General features: G+C 61.5%; 18 protein-coding genes. 9 read left to right on the top strand and 9 right to left on the bottom strand.

Annotation, left to right across the window (positions count from 1 at the left end; genetic code table 11):
* Both ACYP01_RS16020 and ACYP01_RS16015 read right to left on the bottom strand, forming a co-directional pair.
* The coding region (locus ACYP01_RS16020; RefSeq protein WP_459681082.1) for a histidine phosphatase family protein at positions 1-403 on the bottom strand (403 nt) is incomplete at its 3' end.
* Positions 404-417: 14 nt separating this feature from the next.
* A complete protein-coding gene (locus ACYP01_RS16015; protein WP_459681080.1) occupies positions 418-1824 on the bottom strand; it encodes an FAD-binding oxidoreductase in 1407 nt (468 codons plus the stop codon).
* A gap of 140 nt (positions 1825-1964) precedes the next feature.
* Here ACYP01_RS16015 and ACYP01_RS16010 point away from each other — a divergent pair, with 140 nt between their 5' ends.
* A complete protein-coding gene (locus ACYP01_RS16010) occupies positions 1965-2864 on the top strand; it encodes a LysR family transcriptional regulator (protein ID WP_003943243.1) in 900 nt (299 codons plus the stop codon).
* Between the two features lie 22 nt (positions 2865-2886).
* On the opposite strand, the gene ACYP01_RS16005 is transcribed toward ACYP01_RS16010, so the two are convergent.
* Together ACYP01_RS16005 and ACYP01_RS16000 are read right to left on the bottom strand one after the other, a co-directional pair.
* Positions 2887-3966: a helix-turn-helix domain-containing protein gene (locus ACYP01_RS16005; protein ID WP_459681077.1), complete on the bottom strand. Its 1080-nt coding sequence runs from the start codon at positions 3964-3966 to the stop codon at positions 2887-2889.
* 9 nt (positions 3967-3975) lie between these two features.
* Complete coding sequence (locus tag ACYP01_RS16000; protein WP_459681075.1) at positions 3976-4947, bottom strand: alpha/beta hydrolase; 972 nt, start codon at positions 4945-4947, stop codon at positions 3976-3978.
* A gap of 93 nt (positions 4948-5040) precedes the next feature.
* Here ACYP01_RS16000 and ACYP01_RS15995 point away from each other — a divergent pair, with 93 nt between their 5' ends.
* The 3 genes from ACYP01_RS15995 to ACYP01_RS15985 all read left to right on the top strand — a co-directional run bounded on the left by ACYP01_RS15995 (position 5041) and on the right by ACYP01_RS15985 (position 7502).
* Positions 5041-5634 (top strand): hypothetical protein, encoded by a 594-nt coding sequence (locus ACYP01_RS15995; RefSeq protein ID WP_030537406.1) that lies wholly within the window; start codon positions 5041-5043, stop codon positions 5632-5634.
* Between the two features lie 161 nt (positions 5635-5795).
* On the top strand, positions 5796-6224 hold the full coding sequence (locus ACYP01_RS15990) for a YciI family protein (protein ID WP_007735729.1): 429 nt from the start codon (positions 5796-5798) through the stop codon (positions 6222-6224).
* 3 nt (positions 6225-6227) lie between these two features.
* The gene (locus ACYP01_RS15985; RefSeq protein WP_459681072.1) at positions 6228-7502 is read left to right on the top strand and encodes an RNA polymerase sigma factor; all 1275 of its coding nucleotides are present in this window, start codon (positions 6228-6230) and stop codon (positions 7500-7502) included.
* Between the two features lie 15 nt (positions 7503-7517).
* Here the strand turns inward: ACYP01_RS15985 and ACYP01_RS15980 are convergent, their stop codons facing one another.
* Positions 7518-7931, bottom strand: a complete 414-nt coding sequence (locus ACYP01_RS15980) for a hypothetical protein (RefSeq protein ID WP_042448201.1) — start codon at positions 7929-7931, stop codon at positions 7518-7520.
* 154 nt (positions 7932-8085) lie between these two features.
* On the opposite strand from ACYP01_RS15980, the gene ACYP01_RS15975 reads away from it, so the two are divergent.
* From ACYP01_RS15975 to ACYP01_RS15960, 4 genes are all read left to right on the top strand, one after another.
* Positions 8086-8256 (top strand): hypothetical protein, encoded by a 171-nt coding sequence (locus ACYP01_RS15975; protein ID WP_168798814.1) that lies wholly within the window; start codon positions 8086-8088, stop codon positions 8254-8256.
* Between the two features lie 58 nt (positions 8257-8314).
* Positions 8315-9007 (top strand): TetR/AcrR family transcriptional regulator, encoded by a 693-nt coding sequence (locus tag ACYP01_RS15970; protein WP_136471013.1) that lies wholly within the window; start codon positions 8315-8317, stop codon positions 9005-9007.
* A 145-nt stretch (positions 9008-9152) separates the two neighbouring features.
* Positions 9153-10586 carry a lipase family protein gene (locus tag ACYP01_RS15965; protein ID WP_459681067.1) on the top strand — a complete coding sequence of 478 codons (1434 nt, stop codon included), beginning with the start codon at positions 9153-9155 and terminating at the stop codon, positions 10584-10586.
* 138 nt (positions 10587-10724) lie between these two features.
* Positions 10725-11423, top strand: a complete 699-nt coding sequence (locus ACYP01_RS15960) for a type 1 glutamine amidotransferase domain-containing protein (RefSeq protein WP_030537402.1) — start codon at positions 10725-10727, stop codon at positions 11421-11423.
* 81 nt (positions 11424-11504) lie between these two features.
* Here ACYP01_RS15960 and ACYP01_RS15955 read toward each other — a convergent pair whose 3' ends face one another.
* From ACYP01_RS15955 to ACYP01_RS15945, 3 genes are read right to left on the bottom strand one after another with little or no spacing between them, the layout of a single operon-like run.
* On the bottom strand, positions 11505-12803 hold the full coding sequence (locus tag ACYP01_RS15955; protein ID WP_459681064.1) for an HNH endonuclease signature motif containing protein: 1299 nt from the start codon (positions 12801-12803) through the stop codon (positions 11505-11507).
* A gap of 59 nt (positions 12804-12862) precedes the next feature.
* Positions 12863-13717: an alpha/beta fold hydrolase gene (locus ACYP01_RS15950; RefSeq protein WP_459681062.1), complete on the bottom strand. Its 855-nt coding sequence runs from the start codon at positions 13715-13717 to the stop codon at positions 12863-12865.
* A complete protein-coding gene (locus ACYP01_RS15945) occupies positions 13714-14298 on the bottom strand; it encodes a TetR/AcrR family transcriptional regulator (protein ID WP_230587537.1) in 585 nt (194 codons plus the stop codon). The genes ACYP01_RS15950 and ACYP01_RS15945 overlap by 4 nt, the downstream gene beginning before the upstream one ends.
* A 116-nt stretch (positions 14299-14414) precedes the next feature.
* Here ACYP01_RS15945 and ACYP01_RS15940 point away from each other — a divergent pair, with 116 nt between their 5' ends.
* Positions 14415-15848 carry an amidase gene (locus tag ACYP01_RS15940; protein ID WP_209922461.1) on the top strand — a complete coding sequence of 478 codons (1434 nt, stop codon included), beginning with the start codon at positions 14415-14417 and terminating at the stop codon, positions 15846-15848.
* Here the strand turns inward: ACYP01_RS15940 and ACYP01_RS15935 are convergent.
* On the bottom strand, positions 15845-16480 hold the full coding sequence (locus ACYP01_RS15935) for a DUF5701 family protein (protein ID WP_209922462.1): 636 nt from the start codon (positions 16478-16480) through the stop codon (positions 15845-15847). The two genes, ACYP01_RS15940 and ACYP01_RS15935, sit on opposite strands and share 4 nt — an antisense overlap.
* Positions 16481-16487: the final 7 nt, after the last annotated feature.

The raw sequence follows: 16487 nt of genomic DNA, 5'->3' as shown, positions 1-16487 counted from the left end.
CGTGAACCCTTGATGCGATGTCGCGGCGGGTCTCGGCACCGGCAACGGGGCCACGGTGATCGAGGCGGTTGTTGTCAGGGGCCGGGACCTGCCGCTGGGCCAGCCACGAGTTCGGGCGTCCTTCGGCTTCTCCGAAGCTGATTTCGCGCAATCGAGTGTCTGTTGTCGCCGGAGCATCGAGTGTCCGGGCGATGATCGTGGATGTCTCGGTGCACCGTTCGAGGTCGGACGAGGTGATGCGGACCGCGCGCGAAGTTCCGGTGCGTCGTCGTTTCAGTGCTTCGGCGATCAAACCTGCATCGCGCCGACCAGCGGGGGTGAGAACCGAATTGTGCCAACCGCCGACTACGTCCTGCGCTGTGTGTTCGGCATGAGGATGAGTGACGACGTAAAGTTCCTGCACGAGACCCCTTTTGCTTACCCGACTTTTTCCGGCAACAGTATTCCAGGGTTGAGGATTCCACGGGGATCCCAGGAGGATTTGATCAGCTGCATTGCGGCAATGTCGGTTTCAGTGCGCCCCAGCGATATCCACGGCGACTTCGCGCGGCCTATCCCGTGCTCGGCGCTGATGCTTCCATGGTGGGCGGCGACGAGTCGGAACACCATATCGGTCAGTTCGTGTGCGACCCTCGGCTCGGCATCCAGAAGGTTCACATGAATGTTTCCGTCGGCGAAGTGCCCGAACAGGATTGGCCGCACGAGGGGGAATCGTTGTGCCAGGCTTTCTCGGAGGTTGTCGATGAACATTCCCATCACGGACAAGGGGACGGAGATGTCGAGCTTGACTACCGGCGTCGTCGACGACGCGCTGATGCTTTCGGTATGGCTTTCCCGCAGAGTCCACAGTTTTCGAGCCGGCCCAGGCTCGACCGTCGCGTCCTCGATGAGGTCGGCAGAGTCGGAGAGTACTTCGAGGAGCGACTCTTCCGTTTCGCGCGGTGATGACACCTCGATGAGTGTGTACATCGGTGAAGGGGTGCCGAACGGGCGACGGGCATCGGTGTGTGCGCAGACGAGGGAGATGCCGTCGTCAGTCATGATCTCGGCGGCTTCGACGGTCAATCCGCTCTGACGCACGCGATTACACAAAAGTAGCGCCTGATCGACGTCGCGCACACCCGCGAGCACGACCTGGGTGTCGGTCGCCGGGGTGACCAGCTTCATCAGGACCTTGGTGATGACTGCGAGCGTTCCCTCGCTGCCGGCAAGAAGTCCTGGAATATCGTATCCGACATTGTCTTTGACGAGTGGAGTCCATCTACTCAGCACCGAACCGTCCGCGAGCACGGCTTCGATACCGAGTATCTGTGCGCGTGTATTTCCGTATCGGACCATGCGCGTCCCACCGGCGTTGGTTGCGACGATGCCGCCGAGTGTCGCGGATTCCTTTGATGCCAAATCGATTCCGAAGCGGAGACCGTGTGCCGATGCCGCCAGGTCGGCGCGAGCAACGGTCACGCCGGCGCCGGCTGCGATTGTCCGACCGATGGGGTCGACGGCTTCGATCGTTTCCAGACGCCTGGTACTCAGCACCACGGACCCAGCCGAGGCGATCCCACCACCGACCAGTCCGGTGTTGCCGCCTTGCGGTGTGACGGGAACCCCCGCGTCGAAGCATGCTCGAAGAACCGCAGACACTTCGGAAGTGTTGCCGGGGCGGATGACCGCGATCGCGTCGCCGATCCAACGTCCCGTCCAGTCACGTGTGTAGCCCTCGATCAGTTCGGGATCGGTAAGCACATGCGTGTGGCCGACGATCTCTGCGAGGGCGTCGATAAGCCTCGCGTCTGTTGCAGGTTCAGTGAGTGCTCGGGGATTCATGTGCAACCTTGTGATCGTTCGGGTGACAATTTTCGGGAGACAGACGGTGGATCAACGTGAACTCGATCCTCCGACCTCAGGTGATGCCGTGTCCAAGACCAAGTAGTGACACCACCATCTGTTTTTCTTATAATCGCCGTATGAACCTGCAGCGTGCCCGTTATCTGATCGCTCTGTCGGATCATGGGAGCTTCACTCGAGCCGCTGCGAACGTCCACGTCGCGCAATCGGCCCTCAGTCAACAGATCAAGGTTCTCGAGCGCGAACTCGGAGTTCCGCTGGTGGATCGTCGGGGTCCGCAGTTCACCTTCACGGAAGCCGGCAAGGTGGCGGTACGAGAGGCGCGCTTTTTGATCGGGTGTGCGGACCGGGCGGTCGAACGAATTCGGTTGGCCGCGCGCGGTGTGGACGGAGAACTGCGCATCGCGTACACCCGTTCGTGGGCGGGCGGAGCAGTCGCGGATCTGGTCAGCACCTATCGAAGGCTCTACCCGGGCGTCGAAGTTGTCGTTCATCGTGGCACTTCGGCGCAGACTGTCGACCTCGTCCGAACCGGAGCCGTCGACATCGCGGTTGTTCGCCCGCCGCTCGATGAAGACGATCGAGAACTTCCCCTGATCGTCCTCGACACCGAACCTATCCTGGTCGCTGTGCCCGTCGATCATCCGTTCGGAGATCGAGCGACGCTCGAACTCGGAGATCTGGTGGACGTCCCCGTTGTGTTCTGGCCGGAGGCCAACGCCCCGGGGATGTATTTGCGTACGCTCGAACAACTTTGGCCAAACGGGGCGCCCAGCATCGTTCGATTCGAGGCCGACGACGAGCAGGTGCTGCATGCCGTCTCGGACGGGGTGGGTATTGCGCCGATCCCCCAGGGCAGAGCGCGGATGCTCCGCATCCCGGGTGTCCATCTATGTGAGATCGCCGGTGAGCAACCAACTCTCGACGTGGCAGTGACCTACCGCCCGGATAATCCGAATCCGGCGCTTGCGCCGTTTGTTGCGCTCGCTGAACGCGAAAGATCGTCAACCACTGCGTAGTGCCTGTGATGCGCGGTGGGTCCTATCCACCATCGAGTACCAGCATCATGGCCGTTGCGCGTGCTCGGTTCTCGATGGCGTCGACGTGGAATCCGACGTGCTGGGACAGTTTCGCCAATCGGTGCGCGACGCTGCTGTGGTGAAGATGCATGGAATCGGCTGCGGCCCTCAAGGTTCCGGACTGCAGGTATGACCTCAAGGTTTCGAGTAGTTCTAATCCCTGTTTGGTGTCGCCGATCTCTTCGGCACGAACCAGATCCGGTATTCGCGAGTGATCGATGTGTGGTCCCGGCGCCAGGAGGTTGAGGGCGCCGAGATTGTCGGCGTTCACGATCGGTGTTGTTGCCGACGCCTGTGCTCGAGCGAATCGTGCAGTGCTCAGTATTGTGCTCACTTCGGAAGCGGGAGCAGTCAAAGATATTCCGGCGCGAATGAATGACGACAGCGCGGCCTCGGACAGCTCGGGTGTGGGTGCGAACGAACCCGTCACGAGATTCAGATACTCGCCGTCAGCGTCTATCCCAACGGCTTTGCCAGGTGTGCAATCTGGCGAAATGACAAGGTGTGCAGTGCCGTCGGCCGTGTCTGAGACTGCCTTGGTTGCCATTACACGGACTGGGGTATGGGGTTCGATACCGAGACCGGCGCAGGAGGTGAGCACCGCGAGTTCATCCATCGGGAACAACAGATTTCGAGTGTGCTCGGCTTCGGTAGGCAGGCGTCGCGGTTGCAGAATTATCGCTGCGGTCAGGGCCATCCGGTCGACGAGCATTTCGTCGAGTGGCAAGCTGGCCCCGGGTCGTTCGATCCATACCGTTCCGAGAACCTCGTCGTCCACGGCAATGTTTCTGGTCATGCTCGGTGGGAGCTGAGGATCGGGTGACCAGCGGCCGCGCGGATCGCAACGGCGCAAATTCCTCTTGCTTCTGCCGCGCTCGACGATCTCGATACCCACGACGCAGTCCGCCAACTGCGCGCTCGCACGAAGCAAAGACGCGGTGTCGGAGCCGTGCCGCACGAGGGCGTCGAAGTAATCGATGACACGTACCAGGCCTGCCGAGTCTGCATCGAGCTCGGCAAGCCGGTACATCAGTCCTTGCATCTCGCAACGCTACGAGACCGGCGAGAGCGAACGCAACCCTCTCCTGAGCGCAGTGAGGGCTTCGGCGGCACCTCTTTCGCTGACCGCGGCGGTCGCGACCAGTGCCGACCCGTGAAAGGTTCCGGGGAAGGAATGCAATTCGACGCTGACTCCCGCTTGCAGCAGCCGAAGGGCGTATTCGATTCCTTCGTCGCGGAGCGGGTCGAGTTCCATGGTGGACAGGTAGGTCGGCGGCAGACCGGTGAGGTCGGTAGCCCGGGACGGCGCAGCGTAAATGGACACGTCAGGATCTTCGGGACCGGAATACGACCCGCCGAGATAGTACTTCCACGACAGGATGGCGTTAGGGCGGTGCCACAAGGGGGTGTCGACGAAGTTCGTCATCGAGACCGTCGCCAGGCGGTCGTCGAGTTCAGGGATTTCGAGGAATTGGAAGGCCACGGGCACAACGCCCTCGTCACGGGCTTTGAGGACAGTGCCTGCGGCCAGTCCACCGCCTGCGCTCTGCCCTCCCACTGCGATGCGGCGTGGATCGACCCCCAGCTCCTCGGCATGGGCGTGGATGTAGAGGAGTGCGGCGTAGCAGTCGTCGACGGGGCCGGGGAAGGGGGTTTCGGGGGCGAGGCGGTACTCCACGTTCGCAACGGCGAATCCGAGTTCCCGCGCCACCTCGACGCAAAATGGATCGCTGGATTCTGCGGTGCCGATTGCGAATCCGCCGCCATGGATCCAGAGCAGAACGGGGACAGGGCCGGCAGTGTTGTCCGGGGTGAAGAAACGAATCGTGACCTCCGGATCGCCGTCCAGGCCGGGTGCCGACAGTTCACGAAGCGTGACTCCGTCGAATGACAGGTCGGCCAACATGGTGCCGACCAGAGCGTTGTAGGTGGCCCGTGCGTTGGGGAGGTCAGCGAAGTCCACCTTCGGGAGCATGGTGAGTGCCGCGGCGAGTTCGGGGTCGAGAGTCGGGAATGTTGTCATGCACCCATCATCGAGCCTGATTGTGGCCTACGTCACCAGCGGATTGTAGGAAATCGGAGAGTCTCCCTCCGACACCCGTCGGATCTCCCTAGGATGACGCCGGTGGACAGGGTACATCTCGGGGTGGGTTCGAGCGATTCGAATAGTGGGGCACGGATTGGTGGACGACCTCCGCAGGTTTTCGCTGGTCAGGCGATTCTGCGGTCGCACGAGTACCTTCTGACGCTCGAGGCACACACGGCGCCGTGGCTCGGCGTGCGAGAGCTTTCGATCTTCATCCGTCGAGGTTTCTCCATCGGCGACGACGACCTCGAATACCCGGACATCGGGGTTAGGGCAGTCCTGCACTTGCCGTCGTCACGAAGTGCGGAATCGGCGGGCAGCCATGCGGGCCTTGGCAGCGCGGCGTTGATCAGGATTCCCTCGGACGACGAGGTGATGCCGTTGGTGTTGATAGCTCCGCAACCGGTGCTCATTCAGAACGAACCGTCCTACGCCGATGCCGTTGAGGCGGATGGACACAGCTTCCTGTTCCAGATCAACGAAGAGGGGTGGCCGGTGGTTGCCGAGTCCCACCCCGATTTCGTAGAGGAGTACCTATTCGGTTACGGGTCGGTGTATTTCTACGGGAGCTCTGACGCGACCGGGCTCGTTCGCGAAGTTGTGCCGGGATTTCTCGACTTCTGACCGGCCCGACGGCCCGTCCGCCGATACCGTGGGCAGCATATCGCGACCGGCGGTTATGTACTCGGAAAAATTGTTGCGGAAGTTTGTCGATCGGTGAGTGCGCCGTTCGACGTGTAAGCAGAGGGACCGAACAGAGCGGTCCACGAACGAAGGAGATTCTCATGAAGTACATGCTGATCATGCGTTCCACCGATGAGGCCATCGAAGCATCCAAAGACATGGACTTCGACGAGATCATCGCCGCGATGGGGCAGTACAACGAGTCCCTGATCAAGGCAGGTGTCTTGCTGGCCGGTGAGGGACTGGCGATGGAGGAGGGATTCATCGTCGATTTCGAGTCCGATCCTCCGCTGGTCTCCGACGGCCCGTACGGGGAGACGAAGGAGTTGTTCTCGGGATTCTGGATCATTCAGACGTCGACCAAAGACGAAGCCTTGGAATGGGCGAAGCGCTGCCCGCTCGGGCCGGGAAGCAAGCTCGAGGTACGCCGCGTGAGCGAGATGTCGGACTTCGATCAGGACAACGAGTACATCCAGAAAGAGGCCGGCTGGCGTGAAGAGCTCGGTACCGATCGTCCTGTCGCAGGCTGAACCATGACCGACGAGGCGGTGCGAGAAGAAACGAGAAAGGCTGTCGACGCGGTCTGGCGTATCGAATCCGCGAAGATTGTCGCCACGTTGACTCGCACCGTCGGAGATCTTGATCTCGCCGAGGATCTGGCCGCGCAGGCTCTGCTCGAAGCCGTCGAGCAGTGGCCCGCGACGGGGGTTCCGAGAAACCCCGCTGCCTGGCTGACATCTGTGGCGACACGACGAGCAATCGACGGGTGGCGACGACGTGAGGGGTTGGACGAGCGCTACGCCCACTTTGCGCGTGAACTCGAGAACGACGCTTCACATTTCGACGACGTCAGCTGGGATCCGGACCGCATCGACGACGATGTCCTTCGCCTGATGTTCATCGCCTGCCATCCCGTGTTGAATCGAAAAGCGCAGGTGGCGTTGACGCTTCGAGTGGTGGGTGGTTTGACCACGGAAGAGATTGCGAAAGCGTTCCTCACGCCGACGGCGACGGTGCAGCAGCGGATAGTCCGCGCGAAGAAGGCGCTGACCGCCTCGAAAGCGGTTTTCGAAGTTCCAGGGCGAGAAGAGTTTTCGAGCAGATTGAGCGCCGTCCTCGGAGTGCTGTACCTGGTGTTCAACGAAGGCTATGCAGCCAGTTCCGGGGAAGAGTGGATGCGGGCGGAGCTCAGTGCTGAGGCTCTGCGGCTCGCGCGAATACTCGCCGAATTGGTCCCCAGGGAGTCCGAGGTACACGGCCTTGTCGCTTTGATGGAGCTGACAGCCTCGAGATTCGGCGCTCGGACAACCTCGACCGGTGAGCCCATCCTGCTGGCTGACCAGGATCGGACGAGGTGGGATCGCCTACAGATCTCGCGTGGGCTTGCCGCGCTGGAACGAGCTGACGCCGTCGGGCGTGGACGAGGCCCGTACGGCCTGCAGGCGGCGATTGCCGAATGTCATGCGCGAGCAGCAACTTTCGAAGACACCGATTGGAAGAAAATAGTCATCCTCTACGAGGCTCTGGCGCAACTGGCGCCATCGCCCGTGGTCGACCTCAATCATGCGGCGGCGGTATCCATGGCATACGGTCCTGGCCCTGCGCTCGAATTCGTCGACAAGCTTGTCGCTTCAGGTGAACTGGCCGACTACCACCTGCTTCCCAGCGTTCGGGGGGAGCTGCTCAGTCAGCTCGGCCGATCCGAGGAGGCTAGAACCGAACTCCTCGAAGCGGCTCGGCTGGCCGGGAACGAGCGTGAGCGCGCTGTGCTGGTCGCGAAAGCCGATGCGCTGCTGCCGGATCGGTAGTCACGCGATTGTTAGTCAGGGCTGAGTCGGATCATCATTGGGCACCATGGGCGGCATCCCGACTCCGTAGGGATCGAGCATGTCCGATACACGTCGACCCCACCGTTCATGCGCGGACTGACGGGTCATTCCGGCAGCGCGGCCGATGGTTGACCATGTTGCGCCGAATCTACGCAGGCTCATGACGCTTGCCGTCGAATCGATACCTGCGGCGAGCTGAATCCGGAAACAGGCCAACTGCCACGCCATCTGACGCTGCGCCGGGATGTCGGTGTCCTGTTCTGCCTCCCACCCAGGGCTGCCAGGTAAAGGATCTGTTCCGACAATCTTGTCTGCCTGAGTGCCGGCCTCGGTGATCGCGGCGTTGACCGTGGTGATCGCGGCGGTCTCGATCTTCGCAGTCAGGGCGCGTTCGATCAGGTCTTCCATGAGAAGTTCTCCTTTCGTCAGGACTAGCCTGACAGGCGCTGTTGAATTCTGTCAAGAGTCCCCTGACGGACTTTGAGTTTAATTAATGCACGATCTATTTGTGTACTATCTAAATGGTCTCCGGTTCTGTTGACCGTCGTCGAAGGGGTTGCTGGTGAAAATCGTGGTTTTGTCGTTCCTGGTGGCGTTGACTTTGGTGACGGTCGGGATCATCGCCGCGCGCAACCGCAGCACTCGACCTGCCGTGACCGGGGCAGTTACTGCGGCGTCAACGGTTCTCGCTGCCGCCTGGACACTTTTTGCCGTGGCCTTCGTATTGGCCTGATCGTGCTGCAGTGCCGATGCGCCGGTAGTGGTGGTGAAGGAACTTCGCAGCAGGTCAGATGCGTTTTGTGTGCGGCGCGATGCCGCATACTCTGGCAGACGTGGCAATCGCTGAAACAGACAGAAACTACGGCGGAAGGTCGGTCGCGGCTCGGAAGGCCGAACGCCGTTCCCTCTTTTTGAATGCTGCTCTCAGTGTGTTTGCAGACCAGGGGTATGCCGCAAGTTCGGTGGCGGATATCTGCGCGTCCGCGAGTCTGGCCAGAAGGCAGTTCTACGACGAGTTCGGTAGTCGCGAGGATCTACTCCTCGCGCTGTATGACCAGATTCAACTCGACGCCAGAATTGCAATGGTCGACGCACTCGATGCAGAGCCTTCGGTCAATCTCCGTGACAAGGCAGCGACGGCCATGGCCGCCTTCGTCGAGTCGGTCGGAAGTGACCCACGACGCGCACACGTTGCCTTCATCGACGTCGTAGGTGTCAGTCCCCGGGTGGAAAAGCATCGTGTGGACCAACGTTCGGTCTGGGCAACATTTTTCGAGTCGATCATCAAAGGGATCGTGGGCGACGATTACGAACCGCCAGGTGGTTACCGGTGGGCGTCCACCGCCTTCATCGGCGCGCTTACCGCGCTGGTGCACCAGTGGAGCACTGCGGAGCCTCGTCCTCCCGTGTCGGTACTGGTCGATCTGATGACGGTGCTCTTGAATGCGTTGATCGACGACGCGCCCCTTCACGCCGACGAATAGGTCACGAACACCAGGGGATTGTAATCCGGCCCACAACGCTCTACTCTCGTCCTCAATGTGTTAGACACTCGCATCTAACTTGTGTGCTCGTGATGAGAACTGCGGCAACACAAGGCAATCTGTGCTTTTCCGGGGAGGAATTGGTATGGGACGACGCTGGACAACTGACCGACAACGCGGGGGCCTCGCAATTGCCGTGATTGCAGTAATCGGGCAGATCGGACTTTCGGCACCTGCCTCAGCGGCACCGGACGAAGGTGTTCCCGCCCAAATTCAGGTCCAGCCTGCCCTGCCGCCTGCGGTTGCACCGCCTTTGCCTGAACTGGACCAGGCCTTCTATGAACCGCCTGTCGAGGTCGTCGAATCCAAGCAACCGGGTGAGATCATCGCCGCTCGTGCGGTGAATCTCGGTACTCTCAACCTGATTCCGACCAACGTGGATGCGTGGCAGATCTCGTATCGATCCAATAATGCTGCGGGCGAGGCGATTCCTGCTGTCACCACAGTGATCAAGCCGCGTGGCGACACTCGCGATGGAGGCCGGCGCCCGCTGCTGTCCTTTCAGATGGCAGAGGATTCACTCGGAAACTACTGCGCACCTTCGTATGTCATGCAGCAAGGCGCGTTGCCGTGGCTGGTGACGGGCGCTGCGACCGGTGGGGCTCAATTCCTCGAAGTGCAGGCGGCACTGGCGCAGGGTTGGGCATTGTCGGTGCCCGATCATCAGGGACCCAATTCTTCCTTCGCCTCCGGCCCCGTCGCGGCCCGGATCACGCTCGACGGTATCCGTGCTGCTGAGAACTTCGAACCCATGGAGCTACAAGGGCGGTCAACTCGCGTAGGGCTGCTCGGCTACTCGGGTGGATCGATTCCTACCGGTCACGCAGCTGAAATACGGCAGGCGTACGCGCCGGAACTGAATATCGTCGGAGTCGCCGAAGGTGGTGTTGCCGCGGATCTCGGCGCTTTGCTCGACAATGCCAACAACGCTCTAGGGGCCGGGATCGTCGCTGCCGGTGTAATCGGAGTGAGCCGAGAAGATCCTGAACTTGCAGGCTTCATCGATCAGCACATAAACCCTGCCGGCCGAGCGCTTTTCGCTGCCAAGGACAACCTGTGCATGCTCTGGACGTCAGCTGCAGTGCCCTTCCTCAACATCAAGGGCTTCCTCGATGTCCCGGGAGATCCCGTCCAACACCCCACGGTGAGAGCTGCGCTCTCCCGAGCTGCCATGGGTAAGTCGGTTCCTGACGTGCCGATGTACATTTATCAGTCGAATCCCGACTGGTTGGTGCCTGTTGGCCCGGTGAACAAACTTGTCGATACCTATTGCCAAGATCCTTCTGCGAGTGTCGTTTACACCAGAGACCACTTCAGTGAGCACGTCAGCATGGAAGTCGTCGCATTGCCGAGTGCTCTACTGTGGCTTCGTGATCGGTTCGCTGGTGTGCCTGCTCAGCAGGGATGCAGCACCTTCGACGCTGGATCCATGGCGCTTGATCAGAGGACCTGGCCAGTCTGGGTGGATGCGGTCGGTGAACTCGTCGCAGGACTGTTCGGCAAGCCGATCGGGACCTGACGGGTGACGTGATTCTGCGGTGGTGAGGAATTCTCACAACGGCAGCGTGTTGCACTGACTGGACGTTATTTCATTGATCGGGCCTTGAAGATGGTGTCTTGTCACCAATGGGTTCCTTTACCGACGAAAGGTTGCGCGATGACAAAGCTGTTGTTTGCGGTCACTTCTGCAGATCACTGGACGCTGAAGGACGGAACACCCCACCCGACCGGGTACTGGGCGGAAGAACTGGTCGAGGCGCATCGCGTTTTCGTCGACGCCGGCTACGAGATCGTGATCGCGACGCCTGGCGGTAAAGCTCCCGTTGTGGACGAGGGAAGCCTGGCGCCCGAGGTGAACGGCGGCCAAGAAGGCGCCGACCGTATGCGCAAGTACATCGCCGATCTGCAGCCGGTGCTCGATTCGCCGGAGATTCTGGAGAACGCCGATGCTGCCGATTACGACGTGGTCTTTGTACCGGGTGGACATGGACCGATGGAGGATCTTGCGGTGTCGGCATCCTTCGGTGAGCTTCTCGTGAACTTCTTGGACGCGGACAAGGTGGTCTCGGCGGTCTGTCACGCGCCGGCGGCACTCCTGCCGGCCCAGAGACCCGATGGAAGCTGGCTGTTCGACGGCTATCAGCTGACCGCGTTCACCAACGAAGAGGAGACGCAGGCTGGTCTGGCGGACAAGGCTCCGTGGCTGCTCGAAACTCGCCTACGCGAATTGGGCGGCAAATTCTCGAAGGCTGAGGCGTGGTCGCCTTATGTCGTGGTGGACCGCAAGCTCTACACCGGTCAGAATCCGGCGTCGTCACGGCCTCTCGCCGAGCGGATTGTCGCCGACTTGGGCTGAGCATGTTTTTTGGCGCCGCATCGAGGTCTCCTCGATGCGGCGCTGGTCCGTGTTCTGTTGTCGCCAAAGAGGTTTGACCTCTCAGGTTTTGAAGGTGGTGTTCGCCGGCCGTGGGTGCTGCCCGGGGTCGATCGAGGGTGGTGGGATGAACCAGGGTTTGTTGTCGGCGCCTATTCGGATTTCCCATTTCCCGACGAACCCGGATTTCCGGTGCATCAACCGGTGATGTGAACGGCACAGCAGGACCAGGTTGTTCATCACCGTCGGGCCACCGTTCGCCCAGTGCCGGATATGGTGCGCATCAGTCCACGCCGGTACGCATGTGCAGCCCGGGAAGGCGCAGCCTCTGTCTCGGGCAATCAACGCAGTCCGTTGTTCGGCGGTGACCAACCTCTTCCCTGGTATCGCATCGAGCGGCGCCCCGTGACCGTCGAGCAGCACGGTCGACAGGAAACAGTCGCAGCCGAGAAGCCTGCTCTGCGACACCGACAGTGGTCCGAGCCACGGCATGTGCCCGACATCAAGATCAGACGGAGACTCTTCACCATCGGAGGGCGCGGCGGCGCAATCCCGATGCTCAGCCAGATCCCGAGCATTGATGTGCACGTTCACATGCGGACGCTGCCCACCATCGGTTCCGGTCTTAGCGCAATCGAGATACCGCCGGATTAGTTCCGTGAACCCGTCGGCCGTCCGTTTCGCCGCCGACCGAGAATCCGGGGTTCCATCGGGTGCCGGGGTCGGCATCGTCAAATTCGACAACGCCGACAACAACATTTCACCGGTGAGGGCATCGAAATCCCCACGCACCACCACTCGACCGTTCAATGTCGACGCGATCCGCAACTCGTTGAGATCGGCATCCTCGGCGGGCGGGATCTCATCGGATTCGAACAACCGCTCCAAGGTCGCGATCACGTTCCGCACCTTCGTGGTCGTGGACTCGACACCGGATGCAGCCGCCAACAGTAGGTCGATACAACGAGGGAGCGCCTCCTCCGGCATCCCCTTCGGCGGTGACTCACAGAACGCCACGATCAACACAGCATGATCGAACGAGCAATCCCCACCATCGAACCGAGCAGCCACCGCCGGAAACGGCCGCAAAGCAGCACCCAACGCGGCGATCTTCTTCCCGTCCCGAACCTGCAGCATCGTGTTAGCCGCCAACCACGAACCGACACCGCGGCTCGCAATCACCTGATCATCCGGCCGCAACGACAACTCGTCCACCACGGCCACACGCACCGCCTCGAGGCGCAGAATCTCCGCACTCGCCTCGACAGCAGCAGCACGCAACTCCGCAGCAGACAACTGCCACAACCGTCCGCGTAACCCCACCGCAGAACCCGACACCACGTCCGACAACAAGACACTCATTGAATCCCCCGATCCCCTCCCCAAAGGGTACTCGAACACGCGTTCGAGTCAAGAGGGAATTAGGCGAGGGCGCGAAGGAGTGGAGTGGGGTCGGCGACGACGAACAGATGGCCGCCTCCGTTGATCTCTTCGAAGCGAGAGTCGGGAATCAACGAGTGTGCCCAGCGGGCTACTTCGATGGGTACGTTTCCGTCGTCGGTTCCGTGCAGGAAAACCGTTGGTACCGAGATCGATTGGAAGAGTCCAGGCACCTCGTGGCGATACCGAGCCAAGTCGACAAACCCTGCGGATCCACCCTGTGCGATCCCTTCGGATGAATCCAACTGGAGAGCGGGGCGATGTACCTCGTCGGTCATGACTGCCTGATCGGCGGCCGGCCAGATCGAGACTGAGTCGCTGCGTAGCTTGGAGAACACTCCGGTTCCTGCGAGCATTGCGCCGGCCACACGGGGAGCCCAGGTGGCGGCAAAGTACAACGCAGATACCAGTTTTATTCTGCGTCGCAAAGTATCTCGCGGTGCCCCGGGGATCATGGCGCACGCCAGCACCAGTTTCGAGACTCGTTCGGGAACGGCTGCAGCGACTGCGAGCGCGTAACCGCCGCCTCCGGAGAAACCCATCAGTGTGGCCGAGCCCAACTCGAGGTGATCGACCAGGGTGACGAAGTCGTCGTCCCAGGAATGAAATCCCTTGTCCGTGTAGGGATCCGTGCGTCCGAAGCCGGGTCGATCGGGGACTATCAGCCGTATGCCTGCCGTCGAAGACGCGTTGTGGAGTGAGAGCCCTTCGTATCGGCTGCCAGGTGATCCGTGGGCCACGACTACCGGGTGGCCAGTCGGATCGCCGTACTCGCAGAATGCGATACGACGCCCCGACGCGTCGCGAATTTCGGTTGTGGTCACGCTGCTCGTCATGGTGTGGTTCCTTGCTGCGCGATCGACGCCACACCGTCCAGGATGAGGGCGACTCCGAACTCGAACCTTCGGGTGGGATCGTGATGAAGTGCGAACACCGATGCCTCGCGTCGATCGGCAGGTGCGCTGTCGAAAGCGCCGCGTCCCAATTGAATTGCGACGTGTCCGGTGACGAAATCATGCAGCGCGCCGTATGCGTACGTGGCCTGCTCGTCCTCGAGGCCGGCCAAGGAAAGGGCGCTCACGACTCGGTGGGCGGTATCGTCGGCCCCGGGTGCTTCCAGTGATGCCTGCCGATGGGCTTCCAGGACCAGGGGATGGCGCATCAGGAGGTCGTGGAGGCCGTAGGCGAACGTGCGGGCAACCCCGCGCCAGTCGGTCGGCCAGTCGATCGACGAGACGGCTTCGCCTACGAGAGTCGAGATCAGATCTCGCCTCAAGGCGTCGATGCCGCCGGTTGTGCGGTGGACGGACATCGGCGATATGCCGAGTCGTTCGGCGAGCACTCGAAATGACACCGCATCCAGGCCGTCCGTATCGGCGATCTCTGCCGCGGCATCAAGAATCTGTCTGTGACTCAATGCTTTTGGTCGACCAGCCCTTGCAGAGCTGGTGGATTCGGATACCATGCTGACAACAATAGCGATACGCGTATCGAAATTACAAGTGTCCATCGACCTCCAAGGAGCGCTGCCCGATGACCGATCTCCATCAACTGTCCGCCGTCGAACTTGCCGGTGTGATCGCCGCCAAGCAGGTCTCGATTCCCGAAGTCACCAGGTACTTCGTCGACCGTGCGACCACTGCCGATGACGTCGGCGCCTTCACGACGATCGCCGGGGAGCACGCTGTCGCCCTCGCCGAACAAGCGCAGCGCAGGTTGGACGAGCGGGACGCCGGGCCCCTTCCGCGTCTGTTCGGCGTTCCGACGGCAATCAAAGACCTCGACGCAACGCGCGGCATTCGCACGACCTTCGGATCGGCGCTGTTTCGCGACTTCGTGCCGGACGCTGACGACGAGATCGTCGAGGCGATCCGAGAAGGTGGGTTGATCGACATCGGTAAGACGACGGTGCCCGAGTTCGGGGCAGCCTGTTACACCGAGCCGGAAGTCGCTCCGCCTGCTCGCAGCCCGTTCGATCGCACGCGGAGTGCCGCCGGCAGCAGTGGCGGCGCTGCTGCCGCCGTCGGCGCTGGTCTGGTGCCGTTTGCACAGGGAAGTGACACCGCCGGTTCGTTGCGTTCGCCGGCAAGTACGTGCGGAGTCGTCGGCCTCAAGCCGAGCCGCGGTTTGATCACGATGGGCGTGGCGGGGCATGACAACTTCGGATTTGCGAGCAAGGGGCCGATCGCCCGGACAGTTCGCGATACCGCTGCGCTGCTGGACGTTCTGGCGACGCGACCCGGCGCCGGAACTATCCACCCGCCTCGGCCGAAGTCGTTCGAAGAGTTCGTCGTACAGGCCGGGGGAGTTCGGGCTCGCCCCTTGACCGTCGCTCTTGCTCACGGATCGGTCTCCGGCGGAGCCGTGGATGCGCAGCTCTCGGCTGCTGTATCGAAGGTTGGGTCTGTGCTGGAGGGTCTGGGCCACAACGTGTTCGAGCGACCGCAGGCTCGCGATGACATTTTCATCGATGCTTTCGTCAAGATGTTCTCGTCTTTGGCGGGAACCAAGCCGATCCCGGAGGAGTACGAACACCTTCTGCGTCCGATAGTGCAACACTTGCGAGTTCAAGCAAACGAGGTGCCTTCGGGCGAGCTGGCCGCGGCAATCGGAATTGTTCAGGCCTGGGCGCGACGATGGAGTCTCGACTACGCCGACGCCGACCTTGTTGTCACTCCGACTGTGACGAAGCCGCCGCTTGCGATCGGGGAGTTGCGCAACGACGAAGATCCCGCGACCGAACTGATCGACATGGTCGCTTTCACCGGAAACACCGTCGTCGCCAATGCAACCGGTTTCCCGTCGATCAGTCTGCCACTCGGTTGGACGGAAGACGGCGTTCCACTCGGCGTGATGATCTCGGCGAAATGGGGTTGCGACGCGGAATTACTCTCTGCCGCTGCAATGCTCGAGGCCGAGATGCCGTGGAAGGATCGGTACCGATTCGACCGCGCAACCGTGCTCTAGTTCGGGAGCGGTACCCGGTCGCTCGCCGATGCGAACCCCAACCACGTGTGGCGGTTACCCCACCAGCACCACCCGATTTTCGGGGCGTTGCGGTTGTCTTTGCCGTCGCGACCGGTTCCGTTGCTGATCCACACGGCGGGAGTTCTGGTGTCGAAGGATCCGTCAGGTTTGCGCAGTCGGGAGCCGATGGTCATGAAACACTTTCCGCGTTCGAGAATGTCGGGGCGCTGCAACAGCCAGTGGATGCCTTCGGTAAGCGTCAGCGGCGTACGGTCTGCGTCGACGATTGCGGGCAATGCTTCGTCCGGGCTCCAGTTGGCCAGGTGATCCCCGCGGTCGACTCCACTGAGCAGATGTAATGAGCTTTCGGGCAGCGTTGCCTGCTCGGTGGGGGCGAACAGATCGACGTCCGCCATGTCGACGACTATGAATCCGCGCTTGTTCTCGAGCTCGAGCAGCGGAGTCAGAACTGAAGCCGGAGCCAGTTTTTCGTGCACGGTGAGTAGTCCGACATCACCGTGCCCGGTTGCGGCCTCCCTGACATCGCCGGCAGAAAGTCCGGCCATCTCGTGAACACCGAGTTCGATCAATCGCTCGGCCTGCTGATCGATGGGCGGGAGGTCGAAATGCATACCTGCG

The organism is Rhodococcus sp. no. 34 (genome assembly GCF_054589475.1).
This window is presented reverse-complemented; position numbering and strand designations above follow the sequence as displayed.